The following is a 16,082-nucleotide window of genomic DNA, read 5'->3' on the forward strand; positions in this document are numbered from 1 at the left end:
GAAACCCGAATGAACGACGCGAATACGCGCTAGCCGAAAAGCCCTTGCAGATACCACTGGCCGCCAATGCGCTCGCGATACAGCCAGAACATGCGGCCCTGGTCGTCGGCGGCGACGTAGTAGTCGCGCCCGACACCCTCGCCGTCCCACCAGCCGGACTCGATGCGCTCGGTGCGCGTGAGCGTCTTCAGCGGCCGTCGATAAACCGGGCGATCGCCGCGCGTCGCGAGCTTGAGCGGCTTTTCGAGCAGCCACGCCGGACGCGGCTGGGTCGGCAGCGGCACCTCGGGCAGGTCGAAGGCGCTTTGCACGGGCGCACTCGCAAGCGCTTCCTGCTGCGGCTTGCCTGCCTTGCGCGGCTTGCGTGCACGCTTCGCGCCGCTCTCGCGGTAAGGCCGCGCCGACATCGCAAGCTCGGGCCGATGATCGTCCTCGACGAAAAGCTGCAGCACGTTCTGCTCGCCAAGCCGCGCGCCGATGCGCTCGAAGAGCTGCCCGAGCGACGCCTCGGCGGCCTCGGCCATCGGAAAGAGCGTGTCGGTGGGCGCCGCGTATTCGCTCACCTGCGAAGCGACGAGCGCCAGGCCGATCACGGGCGCGGCAAGCTCGGTCTGATTCAGGCGCTCGCGCAGCAGCCACAGCAGATGCTCGGCGTCGCGCGAGGGCGACGCCCAGGCGAGCGCGAGCGTCGAGGTGCGCGGCGCATGCCGCGAAGCCAGTTCGTGCTCCAGACGCAATTCGAAGCCGCTCAGCGCCGCGTGCTGCGCGGCGAGCCAGCCAGCCAGCTGCATCACGAGCCGGCGCGCGGCAAAGAGCAGCGCCTCGGCGCTCTCCACGCGCGCCTGCAATTCGAGCGCCGCATGAAACGACGGCGGCGCGGCAAACCAGACGCGCGGATCGGGCGCTTCGCCGCGCGCCTGCGCGAGCCAGCCGAGCACGCCGTCGCCGAAACGCCGCACGATGCCCTCGCGCGGCAACCGCCGCAGATCGCCGAGGCTCGCGCAGCCGATCTGCGTGAGCGCGTGGTCGTGCTGCGCGGCGAACGGCGCGAGCGTGACCGGCAGTGAATCGAGCACGCGAGCGAGCGTCGTTTCCTTGAGCACGTGCCAGCGGCGCGACGAACGCGTGACGCGCGCCTGCGCGAGCGTCCAGGCGCCCCACGCCGTGGGCGCGCAAGCGATGCGCGCGGCGTGCCCGCAGCCCGCCACCGTCACCGGGACCTTCCCGAGCAGCGCGCGCACGCCGCCGAAAAGACGCAAGCCCGCGCCGACTTCGAGCAACAGCGTGTGCGACTGCGCGAACGACACCTTGGGCGTATAGGCGAGCAACGCGAGCGCGAGCGCCTCGAACGCGCGGGTCTCGCGCGCCGGATCGGCTTCGAGCAGCACGAGCCCCGGCGCGAGTGCCAGCGCATGCGAGCGCGTGTTGCCGGGCTCGACGCCTAAGCGCAGCGCGTCGAGATCGGCGATCAGGATGCGCGTGTGGTCGGCGAGTGCGTAGCAGCGTGGCGCGCTGGCGGCATCAGTGGCAGCATCGGCGTCGACACTTTCAGGCAGGCGCGGCGTTGACGGCTCCGGCGGCATCAGAGGTCTGACGGCCTCCAGCGGCAACAACGGCAAGGTGACGGCGATCCACAGCATGATTGACCCCGGGCCACGGCATGACGACGGAGGCTGCATCCGGCTGGGGCAGCACCGCGTCCTGCAGCGGCAATGTAATGACGAGTGGTTGGGCGGGCGGCGGCCCGCGGCGCTTGAAGATATCCACGGAAAGCGCGGCGAGCTGCATCCATTGCCGCCGGTTCAGGCTCGCGTCGTCGGGCGGCGGCACCGGCGAGCAGGTCATGCGCAGCGGCGCCGGCGACGACTGGTTGCGCGCGGCGAGCGGCCGCACGAGAAACGCGAGCGCCTGCGAATCCTGAGCGGCGACCTGCAGACGGCGCACGGCGTCGGCGCGCGCCTTCGTCTGCCAGAGCAGCACGGCGCCCATGCCTTCCTGCTTGAGCGCTTGCTCGGCCACCCAGGCGGCCTCGTCTTCGGCCGCGCGCACCCAGATCACACGCTCGAGCGCGAGCCCCCACGTCTTGAGCGCACAGGCGTACGGGCGCCACGGCGGCGCGACGAGCAGCACGTGCCGGCCCGCCTGCGCGGTGAGCGCGCGCAACGCCGGCGCGACGAGCCGCATCTCACCCACGCCGCCCTGCTCGACGAGCAACTCGGTCAGGCTGCCCGCGGGCCAGCCGGCGCCGGGGAGCTGGGCGTCGAGCGTGGCGTGGCCGCTCGGCACCGAGCGCTCGCTGGCGTGCGCGAGCTGATCGCCTTGCCACACGCGGCTTTGCAGCCGGGTGGGCAAATGCGCGGCGAGTTGCGCAGTGATCTGGGCTGCTGCTGCCATGGTTCGTGGCCTGGTTGATAGGAACGCTGCGCCCTGCCCGGCAAGAAATGGGGCATCGGCAGGAAGGAGACTGGTTCGCCTCCACCTGTATATTTATACAGTATTTTATGGGATTGGAGGAAGGCGGAAAATGGGGGAAGGGTCACTTTGCGATCATTTGCAAAATGCGCAAAATGCCGATCCACGCTCTTGTGCAATGGATCGCACGAGTGGCGGCCAGGCTACTCCCGGGCGTCGGGGCTTACGTCCGGGGCAAAAACACCTCAAGGCAGGCGAGTAGCGCGCACGCTGAGGGGCGCACCGAGGGACGCACTGAGGAACGACTGAGAGACGCGCCGACGCATCCCGCCCGTCGTTCCCCGCCGATCAGGACGTGTGCGCCGATGTCAGATCGAGTGCCACGGCTTGCGCCACTTCGATGCCGTCGATGGCCGCCGAGTAGATGCCGCCGGCATACCCGGCGCCTTCGCCGGCCGGATACAGACCCTGGACGTTCACGCTTTGGTAATCGTCCTTGCGACGAATCCGCAGGGGTGACGATGTGCGCGTCTCGACGCCCGTGAGCACCGCGTCGTGCATCGCGAAGCCTGCGATCTTCTTGTCGATCTGGGGAAGGGCTTCACGGATGGCTTCGATCACGTAGTCGGGCAGCGCGGTGCTGAGATCGGTCGGGTGCACACCCGGCTTGTAAGACGGCACCACGGAGCCCAGCGACGTCGACGGCCGGCCCGCGATAAAGTCGCCGACCAGTTGACCCGGCGCCTGGTAATTGCCGCCGCCGAGTTCGAACGCCCGCTCTTCCCACTTGCGCTGGAATGCGATGCCCGCGAGCGGTCCGCCCGGATAGTCCTCCGGCGTGATGCCGACGACGATACCCGCATTCGCGTTGCGCTCGGCCCGCGAATACTGGCTCATGCCGTTGGTGACCACGCGGCCGGGTTCGGAGGTCGCCGCGACCACCGTGCCGCCGGGGCACATGCAAAAGCTGTAGACAGCCCGTCCGTTGTTGGCGTGATGGACCACCTTGTAGTCGGCCGCGCCGAGTTGCTTGTGGCCGGCAAACTTGCCGAAGCGGCTGCGATCGATCAAGCCCTGCGGATGCTCGATGCGAAAACCCAGCGAGAACGGCTTGGCTTCCATGAACACGCCGCGATCGTGCAGCATCTGGAACGTGTCGCGCGCGCTGTGGCCGACGGCCAGCACGACATGGTCGCACGGCAGCGTCTCGCCGTTCGAGAGCTTGAGCGCGCGCACCTTGCCCTGCTCGATGTCGATGTCTTCGACGCGGGTTTCGAAGCGCACTTCGCCGCCCAGTTCGTGGATGGTGGCGCGCATCTTTTCCACCATGCTGACGAGACGGAACGTGCCGATGTGCGGGCGGCTCAGATACAGGATGTCTTCCGGCGCACCCGCCTTGACGAACTCCTCGAGCACCTTGCGGCCGTAGTGGTTCGGATCCTTGATCTGGCTGTACAGCTTGCCGTCGGAAAACGTCCCGGCCCCGCCTTCGCCGAACTGCACGTTCGATTCAGGGTTGAGCACGGACTTGCGCCACAGGCCGAAGGTGTCCTTGGTGCGCTCGCGCACGGCTTTGCCGCGTTCGAGAATGATGGGACGAAAGCCCATCTGCGCGAGGATCAGTCCTGCAAACAGCCCGCACGGCCCCATGCCGATCACCACCGGGCGCGGGCGCGTCGAGTGCTCCGGCGCCTTCGCGACAAAGCGATAGGTCATGTCCGGCGTCACCCCGCAATGCGGCTTGCCGGCGATCCGCTTGAACACCTTCGCTTCGTCCTTGACTTCGATGTCGACGATATAGGTCAGCTTGATATCCGAGCGCTTGCGTGCATCATGCGCACGGCGAAATACGGTGTAGCGGACGAGCTCGTCCGCTACACCGAGTTCCGCGAGGCGTCCCCGAATCGCGGCTTCAAGTTCGCTTTCGGCGTGGTCGAGGGGGAGTTTGACTTCGGATAGACGTAACATGGCTGCCAGGGTGCGATCGCCACGGGAATTGTGGCCGATCCGTATTTTATAAGCTCGGCGGCTTTTCAAATGGAACGCAGCCGTGCGATGAAACGCGAGCGGAATCGGGAGAAAAGAAAAAGGGGCTACAGGCCAATGGCGTGTAACCCCTCGGTATTGCTGGTCGGAGCGATAGGATTCGAACCTACGACCCTCTGATCCCAAATCAGATGCGCTACCAGGCTGCGCTACGCTCCGACGAATCAGAGATTGTATCGGTACTGCCCCTGCGCCGTCAAATCCCCGCAAGCCATAAAGACAAAAAAAGGATACGAAAAGCGATCCGCATCACGCGCTTGCCGCTCACCGGCGGGGCGCGCACCATGAGAGCACACGCCGCACGTGCACCCCAATCCGCCCAAAAAAAGGAGACGCCATGCACCTCATCCTCTGGCGCCACGCCGAAGCCGAAGACATCGCCGCCAGCGACCTCGCCCGCCAGCTCACCACGCGCGGGCGCAAGCAGGCACAGAACGTCGCGCGGTGGCTCCGCGCCCGCCTGCCCGACGACGCCGTGATCCTCGCGAGCCCCGCCGCGCGCACCATCCAGACCGCCGAGGCGCTCACCGATCAATATCGCGTCGTGCGCGAACTCGCGCCCGACGCGAGCGTCGAGGAGGTACTCACCGCCGTGGGCTGGCCCGAGGGCCTCTCGTCCACGGTCGTGGTGGTTGGCCATCAGCCCACGCTCGGCGAGGTCGCGGCGCGGCTGCTCTCGGGCGGCACCGATCCGCGCAGCTGGGCCGTGAAGAAAGCCGGCGTGCTCTGGCTCGCCAGCCGCGAACGAAACGGCGGCGACGAGGCCGTCCTGCACGCGGCCATCACGCCCGATCTCGTCTAGTCCTCCACCCGCCTGCGCCTGCCCCGCTGGGCCGCGTGTACGCGGCCCTGTAGCGGTTCAAACGCGCAGTTCAAACGCGCGGTCCAAACACGCCCGCCGCCCCCGGCCTTTCGGCCAGCTCGTCCGTCTGCCTTACACCACGTCATCGAATCGTCATTGCGTTTTCATGGAAACGTAACCGCGTATTACTAAATTGCCGGGAAAGTTCTCTTACTTCCGACCAGGACGCCCCATGCGAGATCTGCCGACGCCCTCCCTGCCGTTCGCCTCGACTCTGTTCGAGTCGAACCGACGCTTGCCGCGCGCCGAAGAAACGGTCACCGCGCAGCATCGGCTGCAGGTGGCCTGGGCTCGCACCGACGAGGAACTGCGCGAGGCCCAGCGTCTGCGCTACCGCGTGTTCGCCGAAGAGATGGGCGCACGCCTGACCGGCCCCGCCGGTCTCGACGTCGACGCCTTCGACGCCTACTGCGACCACCTGCTCGTGCGCGACCTCGACACACTCAAGGTCGTCGGGACCTACCGCGTGCTGCCGCCGCACCAGGCGGCGCGCATCGGCCGCCTCTATGCCGAAAGCGAATTCGACGTCTCGCGTCTCGCGCATCTGCGCCCGAAAATGGTCGAAGTGGGCCGCTCGTGCGTGCACCCCGACTACCGCAGCGGCTCGGTCATCATGTCGCTGTGGGGCGGACTGGGCGGCTATATGCAGCACAACGGCTACGAGACGATGCTCGGCTGCGCGAGCGTCGCCATGGCCGACGGCGGCCATTACGCGGCGAACCTGTATTGCGCGCTCGGCGCGAACGCGCTGACCGCGCCCGAATATCGCGCGTTCCCGCACACGCCGCTGCCCGTCGAGGAACTACGCACCGGCGCGAGCGCCGTGCCGCCGCCGCTCATCAAAGGCTATCTGCGCCTCGGCGCGAAGATCTGCGGTGCGCCCGCCTGGGACCCCGACTTCAACACCGCCGACTTCCTCACGCTCTTCCGGCTCTCGGAGATCAACGAGCGTTATGCGCGCCACTTCCTCGGCGAAGCCATCACTCGCTAGGTCCTCAGCGGCCCTTCAGTGGGCAAATGCAGCGGGCAAAATCAGCGCACGAAAAAAAGCCCGGCTCAGACATGAGCCGGGCTTTTTCATTCGCGAGGCGCGTAGCGCGCGGCGCTCACTCCTCCGTATAAACCACGCGGTACGGAATGCCGATCTTGCCCCATTCCGCCGCTTCCTGAACGAGGTTGTAGTCGGTGAGCGGATTGTTCTGGACCCACGCATTGGGCAGCAGCACCTCGTAGCCGTTGCCCTCTTCCTCCACCGTGATGTGCGGCAGACCGACGTCGGCGCGGCGGCGCGTCAGCAGTGCGGCGAGACGCAGGCAGAACAGCAGCGGCCACTCCACATCGCGCGTTTGCGAGAGCTTGCCGAGCTTGCCCACGTGGCCGAGCACCAGCGCGGCGAGGCGCGCCTGGTCGGTGCGCGAGAAGCCGGGCATGTCCGCGTTGCTGGCGATGTAGGCCGAATGCTTGTGATACGCGCTGTGCGAGATCGAAAGGCCGATTTCGTGCAGCGACGCGGCCCACGTGAGGAACATGCGGTTCTCTTCGCGGCGCTCCTCGTCGGGCTCCTCGAACTGGTCATAGAACTTCACGGCCAACTCGCCGATGCGCCCCGCCTGCGCGCGATCCACGCCGTAGCGGCGCATGAAGCCCTCCACCGTGACCGTACGCATGTCCTCGTGCTGCGAACGGCCTAGCAGGTCATAGAGGACCCCCAGGCGCAACGCGCCATCCGTGGTATCGACGTAGTCGATGCCGAGCTCCTCGAACACCGCGATCATGATCGAGAGACCGCCCGCGAGCACAGGAATGCGGTCGGGCTTGAGCGCGACGAGCTTGAGCCGGTTCACGTTCTCGGCCTTGATGAGTGCGCGCTTCAGGCGCTCGAGCCCGCCGCGCGAAATGCCGTGCGTGATGCCGGGATCGTTGAAGCCGTTCGCCTCGACGAGTTCCGCGAGCGCGCGCGCCGTACCCGACGAGCCGATCGCCTGGTCCCAGCCGGTCTTGCGGTAGTCCGCGGAAATGATCTGGATTTCGCGCGTGGCCGCCAGCTCGGCCTGGCGCATGGTGTACTCGTCGACGTTGCCCGAGGGGAAGAACTGGCGGCTATGGCTCACGCAGCCGATATAGAGGCTTTCCATGCGGATCGGCGTGTAGTGCGCGCCGATGATGAACTCGGTCGAGCCGCCACCGATGTCCACCACGAAACGCTTGCCCGCGCTCGCCGGCACCGAGTGCGCGGCGCCCGCATAGATGAGGCGCGCTTCTTCGCGGCCCGCGATCACTTCGATCGGGAAGCCGAGCGCGGCTTCCGCCTCGGCGAGGAACTCGCGCGCGTTCTTGGCCACGCGCAGCGTATTGGTCGCCACTGCGCGCACCTGGTCGGGATGAAAGTCGCGCAGCCGCTCGCCGAAGCGCTTGAGCGCGTCCCAGCCACGCACCTGCGAGGCGCGGTCGAGCAGTTTGTCCTTCGACAGGCCGGCCGCGAGCCGCACGGGTTCGCGCAGTGCATCCACCGGGTAGATCTGGCTGCCGGCGTCGGTTTCCTCGACGCGGCCTACGATCAGACGAAAGCTGTTCGAACCGAGATCGACGGCGGCAAGCAGGTGGGGATTGATGACCATCGAGGGGGCAGGCTCCATGCGTGCATACGAAGACGACCGCGCAGCCATGCGGGCTTGCTGCGCCGCCGCCGCGCTGTCCAAATGCGTCATTTTAAGCGTAGCCGACTTCACCATGTCGCTCCTCGCATTCGTCATGACCATGGGTACTTTTACCCAGCGTGCATGTTCGCAACGCGACTTGTCGATTTCGTGAAAATGCGGCGTAAAATTTATGACACACCGAATGTCACAATAAAGTCATATTACTGTGAGAATTTCCGAGCGTCCGTTCGAATCATTCCCTGACATTCCGTTTTCATTGCCGATGTCCATCCGCTATCCACTACTCAATCGCGAACTGGGCATTCTGGGATTCAATGAGCGCGTGCTCGCACAGGCGTCCGATCCCGCTGTTCCTTTGCTGGAGCGCTTGCGCTTCATCTGCATCACCAGCAGCAACCTCGACGAATTCTTCGAAGTCCGCATGGCCGGACTTCAGGAGCAGATGCGCGACAACCCTGGCGCGCTCTCGCCCGACGGCATGTCGCTGCAGCACGTGTACGACCTCGTGGTCGAACGCGCGCAGCGTCTCGTGCATCGCCAGTACCGCATGCTGCACGACACCGTGCTGCCCGCGCTCGAACAGGAAGGCATCTACTTCCACGGCACCGACGCCTGGAACGAAGCGCAAACCGCATGGGCGCGCAAATACTTCTTCGACGAACTGCTGCCCGTTCTCACGCCCATCGGGCTCGACCCCGCGCACCCGTTCCCGCGCGTGCTCAACAAGAGCCTGAACTTCGTGGTCGAACTCGAAGGCAAGGACGCCTTCGGGCGCCAGGCCGTCATGGGCATCGTGCAGGCGCCGCGCGCGCTGCCGCGCCTCGTGCGCATGCCGCAGGAGCTTTCCGGCTTCCAGCACGGCTTCGTGCTGCTCGGCTCGCTGCTGCAGCGCTTCGTGGGCGAACTGTTCCCGAGCCTCGTCGTGCGCAGCTGCAACCAGTTCCGCATCACGCGCAACAGTGAACTCTTCGTCGACGAAGACGAAATCACCAACCTGCGCGTGGCGCTGCAGGGCGAACTGCCCGCGCGGCACCTGGGCAATGCGGTGCGGCTCGAAGTGTCGGCGGAAACGCCCCCGCACCTCGTGAAGCGCCTGCTCGACGAAAGCGGCCTCGACGAAAAAGACTGCTATTTCGTCGATGGCCCCGTGAATCTCGTGCGCCTCATGCAGTTGCCCGAGATGGTCGATCGCCCCGACCTCAAGTTCGTGCCGCATGTGCCCGCCATTCCGCGGCGCATCGCCGCGAACAGCAACATGTTCGATGCGATCGATCAGGGCGACGTGCTCCTGCATCATCCGTACGAGAGCTTCCAGCCCGTGCTGGAACTGCTGCTGCAGGCCGCAAACGATCCGAACGTGCTCGCGATCAAACAGACGATCTACCGCACTGGCACCGACTCGCCGCTCATGGACGCGCTCATGCAGGCCGCGCGCAACGGCAAGGAAGTGACGGTGGTCGTGGAGCTGCTCGCGCGCTTCGACGAAGAGACCAACATCAACTGGGCCGCGCAGCTCGAAGCCGTGGGCGCGCACGTGGTGTACGGCGTCGTGGGCCACAAGTGCCATGCCAAGATGATGCTGATCGTGCGCCGCGTGCCCGTGAACGGCCGCATGGTGCTGCGCCGCTACGTGCACCTGGGTACCGGCAACTACCATCCGCGCACGGCGCGCCTCTACTCCGACTTCGGTCTCATGACCTCGGAGCCGAGGATGTGCGAAGACGTGCACCACGTCTTCCAGCAGCTCACCGGCATCGGCGGCGAGCTGCAACTGCATGATCTGTGGCAGTCACCGTTCACGCTGCATCCGAAGATGATCGAGGCGATCCGCAACGAAGCCGAAGCCGCGCGCGCGGGCAAGAAGGCGCGCATCGTCGCGAAGATGAACGCGCTGCTCGAGCCGACCGTCATCGACGAGTTGTACGAAGCATCGCAGGCCGGCGTGAAGATCGACCTCATCATCCGTGGCGTGTGCTCGTTGCAGCCCGGCGTGCCGGGGCTCTCCGAGAACATCACGGTACGCTCGATAGTCGGGCGTTTCCTCGAGCACCATCGCATTTACTACTTCTATGCGGGCGGCAAGGAAGACGTCTATTTGTCGAGCGCGGACTGGATGGATCGCAACCTGTTCCGCCGCGTCGAAGTGGCGTTCCCGATTCACGACCGCAGGCTCAAGCGCCGCGTGATCGCCGAAGGGCTTTCCACTTTCCTCGGCGACAATCAGGCGGCGTGGCTCATGCAAAGCGACGGCCACTATCGCCGCCGCCGCGCGGGCAAGGCCGTGCGCAATGCGCAGTTGAGCTTGCTGGCGAAGTTCTGTCCGTGATGCGCTGACGCGCCGAAAACGCTGCACGCAAAAAAGCCGCTTCGAATGAAGCGGCTTTTTCAATTGCGGCGGCAGGATCTCACACCGGCGCCGGCTGCCTTCTCGTCGTGCGCGCGGTCGGGAAGCGCACCGTGAACGTGCTGCCCCGCCCTTCCTCGCTCTTCACTTCGAGCGCCGCGTCGTGGCGCTGCAGCACGTGCTTGACGATCGCAAGGCCCAGGCCCGTGCCGCCCGTGTCGCGCGAGCGGCTTCGATCCACGCGATAGAAGCGCTCGGTCAGACGCGGAATATCGGCGGCCGGAATGCCAAGGCCGCTGTCGGTGACGGAAAACACCGCGCTGCCGTGTTCCGCGCGCCAGGACAAATGCACCGTTCCGCCGTCCGGCGTGTAGCGCACCGCATTGGTCGCCAGATTGCCGAGTGCGCTCATGATCTCGGTTTCGGAACCGGTGACGCTCAGGCCATCGTCGAAATCGGCCGTGATGCGGTGATGGCCGCCCGACAGGCTTTCGGCGTCCTCGCGCACGTGCCCGAGCACCGCGCGCATATCGACCATATGGTCGCCGGGCTGACGCCCCTCGCCTTCGAGTTTCGCGAGTACGAGCAGGTCGGTGACGATGTGGCGCATGCGCGAGGCCTGTTGCTCCATCAGCTCCAGGTAGCGGTTGCGCTCGGCTTCGCCGAGCGGCAGCTCGCGCATCGTCTCGAGAAAGCCCGAGAGTACCGTGATCGGCGTTTTCAGCTCGTGCGAGACGTTGGCCACGAAGTCGCGCCGCATGGCGTCGGTGCGCTCGAGTTCGGTGATGTCCTGCGAAAGAACGAGCTTGCGGCTCTCGCCGTACGGAAACACCTGCACCGAGATCACGTTCTGACGCTTGGCGCCCATGCCGCGCATGATCAGCATGTCCTTGTAGTCGTGCGAATTGAGGTAGCGCACGAAATCGGGCTGACGCACGAGATGCGTGATGTGCTGGCGCAGGTCGCGCTTGGCGTCGAGGCCGAAGTGAATCTCGGAGATCGCGTTGCACCACTCGATCTGGTCATGATCGTCGAGCATGGCGACGCCGTTGGGCGAGGCCTGGATAGCCTGGATGAAACGCGAGTGCTGCTGCTCCACCTGGCGCACCTGCGCGTGCCAGCGCTTCGCGAGCTTGTGCAGACGGTAGTAGATTTCGCCCCAGATGCCGGGGGCGCTCGGCACTTCGCCGTAGACAGGGGCGTCGAGCAGGCGCCAAAGACGCTGCTTGTGGAACGTGCTGAAGAGCATTTGCGCGAGCAGCGCCAGCACGGCGATGCCCAGCGCGATCTTGACGCCAAAAATCGCGCCAATACCCGCGCAAATGAGCGCGAGCAATACGATCGATACGAGGGAGCGCGCCCAGATGATGTTCATGTTCCTGCGATCGAAGAAAAATACGGTCGGATGCGGGCACGCGACATCTCGTTGCCACCGCGCGAATAACGGCGACAGTCAAACGGTCGCGCCGCCCGGTGACTCACCCTGCGACGCGGCCATGGCTCCTGCTCAGGCGCTCTTGGCGAGACGGTAGCCGCTGCCGCGCACCGTTTCGATCATAGCATCGCACCCTGCCGGCTTGAGGGCGGCACGCAGACGCTTGATGTGCACGTCCACCGTGCGCTCTTCCACGAACACGTGATCGCCCCACACCTGGTCGAGCAGTTGCGTGCGGCTGTGCACGCGCTCGGGATGCGTCATGAAGAAGTGCAGCAGGCGGAACTCGGTCGGGCCGAGATCGAGCTTGATCTCCGAGCCTTCGGCGGCGGCCGCCACGCGGTGCGTGGCCGGATCGAGCTTCAGACCGTTGATCGCCACCACGTCTTCCGTGAGCTGCGGCGCGCGGCGGCGCAAGACCGCCTTGATGCGCGCCATCAGCTCCTTGGGCGAGAACGGCTTCGTCACGTAGTCGTCAGCTCCGATTTCGAGGCCGAGCACCTTGTCCTGCTCGTCGCCACGCGCGGTCAGCATGATGATCGGAATATGCTTCGTGCGCTCGTTGTTGCGCAGATCGCGCGCGAAGTTCACACCCGACTTGCCCGGCAACATCCAGTCGAGCAGGATGAGATCGGGCAGCACGTCGCTGATCAGGTTCTGCGCCTGCTCCGCGTTGTAGGCGCGGATCGGGCAGTGGCCTGCGTGCTGCAGGTTCACCGAGATCAGCTCGGAAATGGCGGGCTCATCTTCGATGACGAGAATGCTGCTAGGCATCGGCACCTCTTGACCTTGTTACCTGTGGAGTGATTAGCTAAGTGCTTCGCGTTCGAGCGCGTCGCGCGACTTGTGCCGCACGTCGGTGCCCTTCACGATGTAAATGATGAATTCCGCGATGTTCTTCGCGTGGTCGCCGATCCGCTCGATCGCCTTGGCGATGAACAGATAGTCGAGGCCAACGGAGATCGTGCGCGGATCTTCCATCATGTAGCTCACGAGCTTGCGCACGAACGCGCGGAATTCCTCGTCGATCGCCTTGTCGTCGCGCACGATCTGCGCGGCGGCCACGGTGTCGAGGCGCGCGAACGCGTCGAGCGCGCGGCGCAGGATCGACACGGCCATCTCGCCCGAGACCTTGATCTCGGCGATGTTGACGGTGCGCGAAGCGCCGTCTTCCATCAGGCGCTTCGTGCGCTTGGCGATCTTCTCGGCTTCGTCGCCGGCGCGCTCGAGGTTCGTGATGGTCTTCGAAATGGCGAGTACGAGGCGCAGGTCACGCGCGGCCGGCTGGCGGCGCGCGATGATGTTGCTGCACTCCTCGTCGATCTCGACTTCCATCGTGTTGAGGCGGTCTTCGGCGGCGATCACGCGCGCGGCAGCTTCGCCGTCGAAATCGTTGAGCGCCTGCATTGCCGTGATGATCTGCGATTCGACGAGGCCGCCCATTTCGAGCACCTTCGACGAAATGAGGTTCAAATCGGCGTCGAACTGGCTGGACAAGTGTTTGTCGGACATGATTTGCTCCCTGCAACGATCAGCCGAAGCGGCCAGTGATGTAGTCTTCCGTTTCCTTGCGGACCGGCTTGATGAAGATCTTTTCGGTGTCGCCGAACTCGATCAGCTCACCCAGGTACATATATGCAGTGTAGTCCGAGCAACGCGCGGCCTGCTGCATGTTATGGGTGACGATCACCACCGTGTAGTCGCTCTTGAGTTCCGCGATCAGCTCTTCGATACGGCCCGTGGAAATCGGATCGAGCGCCGAGCACGGCTCGTCGAGCAATAGCACTTCGGGACGGATCGCAATGCCGCGCGCGATACACAGGCGCTGCTGCTGGCCGCCCGAGAGGCCGTAGCCGCTCTGGCCGAGCTTGTCCTTCACTTCGTTCCACAGCGCGGCCTTGGTGAGCGCCCACTCCACGCGGTCGTCCATTTCCGGGCGCGAGAGCTTCTCGAACATCTTCACGCCGAATGCGATGTTGTCGTAAATCGACATCGGGAACGGGGTCGGCTTCTGGAACACCATGCCGATGCGCGCGCGCAGCAGCGAAATGTCGCGCTTGGTCGCGAGCAGGTTCTCGCCGTCCATCACGATCTCGCCTTCGGCACGCTGCTCCGGATAGAGCGCGAACATCTTGTTGAAGGTGCGCAGGAGCGTGGACTTGCCGCAGCCCGACGGGCCGATGAACGCCGTCACCTTGCCTTCGGGAATCTGCAGGTTGATGTTCTTCAGCGCGTGGTACTTGCCGTAGAAGAAGTTCAGATCCTTCACTTCGATCTTCGGCTTGCCCAGCGCCGCCAGGGGTGCGTTCTGGGCGGGATCCGCAGGTTCAAACCCAGCGGAGGGCGCATTGCCGTGCGCAGCGGTGTTGAGGTGACTCTCAGCCATGTTCATCGGGAACTCCGCCCTTACTTTTTCGAAAAGATCGTGCGCGCGAGGATATTCAGACCCAGCACGCCCAGCGTGATCAGGAAGACGCCGGCCCACGCAAGCGACTGCCACTGCGCAAACGGGCTCATCGCAAACTTGAAGATCGTGACCGGCAGGTTCGCGATCGGTTGATTCATGTCGGCGCTGAAGAACTGGTTCGACAGCGCGGTGAAGAGCAGCGGCGCGGTTTCGCCAGCGATACGGGCGATTGCGAGCAGCACCCCCGTCACGATGCCCGCAATCGACGCCTTGAGCGTGATGGAGAGCACCATCTTCCACTTCGGCGTGCCGAGTGCGAAAGCCGCTTCGCGCAGCGCGTTCGGCACGAGCTTGAGCATGTTCTCGGTCGTGCGGATCACGATCGGGATCTGCAGCAACGCGAGCGCAATCGCCCCGGCCCAGCCGCTGAAGTGCCCCATCTTCGCGACCACGAGCGCGTAGACGAACAAGCCGACGACAATCGAAGGCGCCGACAGCAGAATGTCGTTGATGAAGCGCGTGACGCTCGCAAGCCAGCCCTTCTGGCCGTATTCCGCGAGATAGATGCCCGCAAGAATGCCGATCGGCGTACCGACGAACGTTGCGATCACAACGAGCAGCAGGCTGCCGACGATGGCGTTGAGCAGACCGCCGCCATCGGTGTTCGGCGGCGGCGTGGACTGCGTGAACAGTTCGACCGAAAGGCCGCCGATGCCGAGCGAAATCGTCGTGTACAGAATCCACACGAGCCAGAGAAGGCCGAACGCCATCGCGGCGAGGGAAAGCGAGAGCGCGATCGCGTTGGTCACGCGGCGGCGGCGCTGCAGCTTGTCGCGCATGCGATCCAGTTCGGGACCGTAAATCGCACCCGGAATTTTCATCATCGGTTCGCTCATCGCGCACCCTCCGATTTTTCAAGGCGCAGCAACATGAGCTTCGAGATCGAAAGCACGATGAACGTAATCACGAAGAGGATCAGGCCGAGTTCCATCAGCGCGGCCGTGTGCAGGCCCGGGCTCGCTTCCGCGAACTCGTTGGCGAGCGCCGAGGTGATACTGTTGCCCGGCGAAAAGAGTGACACGTTGTCGAGCAGATTCGTATTGCCGATCACGAACGTGACGGCCATCGTCTCGCCAAGCGCGCGGCCAAGGCCGAGCATCACGCCGCCGATCACGCCGGTCTTGGTGAACGGCAGCACGATCTTCCACATCACTTCCCATGTCGTGCAGCCGATGCCGTAGGCCGACTCCTTGAGCAGCACGGGCGTGACTTCGAACACGTCGCGCATGACCGAGGCGATGTACGGAATGATCATGATCGCGAGAATCACGCCGGCGCACAGAATGCCGATGCCGATGGGCGCGCCCTGAAACAGCGCGCCGACGATCGGCATGCCGCCCAGCAGCGAGCCGAGCGGCTTTTCGAACCACTGCGCGAAGATCGGCGCGAATACGAGCAGACCCCACATACCGTAGACGATCGAGGGGATCGCGGCGAGTAGTTCGATGGCGATGCCGAGCGGCCGGCGCAGCCACGCGGGCGAAAGCTCGGTGAGAAAGAGTGCGATGCCGAAGCTCACAGGCACGGCGATGATGAGCGCGATGAGCGAGGTGGCGATCGTGCCGTAGATGGGCACGAGCGCGCCGAACTGCTCACTGGGTGGATCCCAGTCGGCAGTCCAGAGGAATGCGAAACCGAACTTCTGCATCGTCGGCAGCGAAGCGACGAGCAGCGACACGATGATGCCGCCGAGCAGCAACAGCGTGACGATGGCAGCGAGGCGCGCGAGGCCGCCAAAAATGATGTCCCCTGCCGGGCTGGGCGCTTTTTGCTGCGCGGCGTTGCCGGGCGGGTTCGACACGAGCGGGACGTCGGACATGGTGACCAGGGTTCCAGTTGCCGCGAGCGCGGGGCTC

At 65.1% G+C, this 16,082-nt stretch carries 14 protein-coding genes and 1 tRNA gene; 4 read left to right on the forward strand and 11 right to left on the reverse strand.

Annotated features, from left to right (window positions below; all coding sequences use genetic code 11):
* Window positions 1–29: 29 nt before the first annotated feature.
* The 4 genes from L0U83_RS09220 to L0U83_RS09235 all read right to left on the reverse strand — a co-directional run bounded on the left by L0U83_RS09220 (window position 30) and on the right by L0U83_RS09235 (window position 4,617).
* Window positions 30–1,640 (reverse strand): Y-family DNA polymerase, encoded by a 1,611-nt coding sequence (locus L0U83_RS09220; RefSeq protein WP_233882205.1) that lies wholly within the window; start codon window positions 1,638–1,640, stop codon window positions 30–32.
* Window positions 1,549–2,394 (reverse strand): translesion DNA synthesis-associated protein ImuA, encoded by an 846-nt coding sequence (imuA, locus tag L0U83_RS09225; RefSeq protein WP_233882213.1) that lies wholly within the window; start codon window positions 2,392–2,394, stop codon window positions 1,549–1,551. The genes L0U83_RS09220 and imuA overlap by 92 nt, the downstream gene beginning before the upstream one ends.
* Before the next feature lie 366 nt (window positions 2,395–2,760).
* Window positions 2,761–4,380 (reverse strand): NAD(P)/FAD-dependent oxidoreductase, encoded by a 1,620-nt coding sequence (locus L0U83_RS09230; RefSeq protein WP_233882215.1) that lies wholly within the window; start codon window positions 4,378–4,380, stop codon window positions 2,761–2,763.
* A 160-nt stretch (window positions 4,381–4,540) separates the two neighbouring features.
* A tRNA-Pro gene (locus L0U83_RS09235) sits at window positions 4,541–4,617 on the reverse strand.
* 178 nt (window positions 4,618–4,795) lie between these two features.
* On the opposite strand from L0U83_RS09235, the gene sixA reads away from it, so the two are divergent.
* Window positions 4,796–5,260, forward strand: a complete 465-nt coding sequence (gene sixA / locus L0U83_RS09240) for a phosphohistidine phosphatase SixA (RefSeq protein WP_233882217.1) — start codon at window positions 4,796–4,798, stop codon at window positions 5,258–5,260.
* A 232-nt stretch (window positions 5,261–5,492) separates the two neighbouring features.
* Window positions 5,493–6,311 carry a GNAT family N-acetyltransferase gene (locus L0U83_RS09245; protein WP_233882219.1) on the forward strand — a complete coding sequence of 273 codons (819 nt, stop codon included), beginning with the start codon at window positions 5,493–5,495 and terminating at the stop codon, window positions 6,309–6,311.
* Window positions 6,312–6,426: 115 nt separating this feature from the next.
* Here L0U83_RS09245 and ppx read toward each other — a convergent pair whose 3' ends face one another.
* The gene (gene ppx, locus L0U83_RS09250) at window positions 6,427–8,028 is read right to left on the reverse strand and encodes an exopolyphosphatase (RefSeq protein ID WP_373321026.1); all 1,602 of its coding nucleotides are present in this window, start codon (window positions 8,026–8,028) and stop codon (window positions 6,427–6,429) included.
* On the opposite strand from ppx, the gene L0U83_RS09255 reads away from it, so the two are divergent.
* Window positions 7,931–8,131, forward strand: coding sequence for a hypothetical protein (locus tag L0U83_RS09255; protein WP_233882223.1), 201 nt, complete (start codon window positions 7,931–7,933; stop codon window positions 8,129–8,131). The genes ppx and L0U83_RS09255 overlap by 98 nt on opposite strands.
* Window positions 8,132–8,242: 111 nt before the next feature.
* Window positions 8,243–10,306 (forward strand): polyphosphate kinase 1, encoded by a 2,064-nt coding sequence (gene ppk1 / locus L0U83_RS09260; RefSeq protein ID WP_233882225.1) that lies wholly within the window; start codon window positions 8,243–8,245, stop codon window positions 10,304–10,306.
* A gap of 79 nt (window positions 10,307–10,385) precedes the next feature.
* Here the strand turns inward: ppk1 and phoR are convergent, their stop codons facing one another.
* From phoR to pstC, 6 genes are all read right to left on the reverse strand, one after another.
* Window positions 10,386–11,699 carry a phosphate regulon sensor histidine kinase PhoR gene (gene phoR, locus L0U83_RS09265; RefSeq protein ID WP_233882227.1) on the reverse strand — a complete coding sequence of 438 codons (1,314 nt, stop codon included), beginning with the start codon at window positions 11,697–11,699 and terminating at the stop codon, window positions 10,386–10,388.
* A gap of 132 nt (window positions 11,700–11,831) precedes the next feature.
* Window positions 11,832–12,533: a phosphate regulon transcriptional regulator PhoB gene (phoB, locus tag L0U83_RS09270; RefSeq protein WP_042261377.1), complete on the reverse strand. Its 702-nt coding sequence runs from the start codon at window positions 12,531–12,533 to the stop codon at window positions 11,832–11,834.
* Window positions 12,534–12,566: 33 nt separating this feature from the next.
* Window positions 12,567–13,271: a phosphate signaling complex protein PhoU gene (gene phoU, locus L0U83_RS09275; protein WP_158758206.1), complete on the reverse strand. Its 705-nt coding sequence runs from the start codon at window positions 13,269–13,271 to the stop codon at window positions 12,567–12,569.
* Between the two features lie 19 nt (window positions 13,272–13,290).
* Window positions 13,291–14,151, reverse strand: coding sequence for a phosphate ABC transporter ATP-binding protein PstB (pstB, locus tag L0U83_RS09280; protein ID WP_233882229.1), 861 nt, complete (start codon window positions 14,149–14,151; stop codon window positions 13,291–13,293).
* Window positions 14,152–14,165: 14 nt separating this feature from the next.
* Complete coding sequence (gene pstA, locus L0U83_RS09285) at window positions 14,166–15,062, reverse strand: phosphate ABC transporter permease PstA (protein WP_233882231.1); 897 nt, start codon at window positions 15,060–15,062, stop codon at window positions 14,166–14,168.
* The gene (gene pstC, locus L0U83_RS09290) at window positions 15,059–16,045 is read right to left on the reverse strand and encodes a phosphate ABC transporter permease PstC (protein WP_233882233.1); all 987 of its coding nucleotides are present in this window, start codon (window positions 16,043–16,045) and stop codon (window positions 15,059–15,061) included. The genes pstA and pstC overlap by 4 nt, the downstream gene beginning before the upstream one ends.
* Between the last annotated feature and the right edge of the window lie 37 nt (window positions 16,046–16,082).

The sequence above is a fragment of the Paraburkholderia flagellata genome (assembly GCF_021390645.1).
Taxonomy (GTDB): domain Bacteria; phylum Pseudomonadota; class Gammaproteobacteria; order Burkholderiales; family Burkholderiaceae; genus Paraburkholderia; species Paraburkholderia flagellata.

Bases quoted from the DNA above. Each gene is read 5' to 3' on its own strand.
- L0U83_RS09220 (WP_233882205.1), bottom strand. From the start codon at position 1,640: ATGCTGTGGATCGCCGTCACCTTGCCGTTGTTGCCGCTGGAGGCCGTC.
- imuA (WP_233882213.1), bottom strand. From the start codon at position 2,394: ATGGCAGCAGCAGCCCAGATCACTGCGCAACTCGCCGCGCATTTGCCC.
- L0U83_RS09230 (WP_233882215.1), bottom strand. From the start codon at position 4,380: ATGTTACGTCTATCCGAAGTCAAACTCCCCCTCGACCACGCCGAAAGC.
- sixA (WP_233882217.1), top strand. From the start codon at position 4,796: ATGCACCTCATCCTCTGGCGCCACGCCGAAGCCGAAGACATCGCCGCC.
- L0U83_RS09245 (WP_233882219.1), top strand. From the start codon at position 5,493: ATGCGAGATCTGCCGACGCCCTCCCTGCCGTTCGCCTCGACTCTGTTC.
- L0U83_RS09255 (WP_233882223.1), top strand. From the start codon at position 7,931: ATGACCATCGAGGGGGCAGGCTCCATGCGTGCATACGAAGACGACCGC.
- ppx (WP_373321026.1), bottom strand. From the start codon at position 8,028: ATGACGCATTTGGACAGCGCGGCGGCGGCGCAGCAAGCCCGCATGGCT.
- ppk1 (WP_233882225.1), top strand. From the start codon at position 8,243: ATGTCCATCCGCTATCCACTACTCAATCGCGAACTGGGCATTCTGGGA.
- phoR (WP_233882227.1), bottom strand. From the start codon at position 11,699: ATGAACATCATCTGGGCGCGCTCCCTCGTATCGATCGTATTGCTCGCG.
- phoB (WP_042261377.1), bottom strand. From the start codon at position 12,533: ATGCCTAGCAGCATTCTCGTCATCGAAGATGAGCCCGCCATTTCCGAG.
- phoU (WP_158758206.1), bottom strand. From the start codon at position 13,271: ATGTCCGACAAACACTTGTCCAGCCAGTTCGACGCCGATTTGAACCTC.
- pstB (WP_233882229.1), bottom strand. From the start codon at position 14,151: ATGAACATGGCTGAGAGTCACCTCAACACCGCTGCGCACGGCAATGCG.
- pstA (WP_233882231.1), bottom strand. From the start codon at position 15,062: ATGAGCGAACCGATGATGAAAATTCCGGGTGCGATTTACGGTCCCGAA.
- pstC (WP_233882233.1), bottom strand. From the start codon at position 16,045: ATGTCCGACGTCCCGCTCGTGTCGAACCCGCCCGGCAACGCCGCGCAG.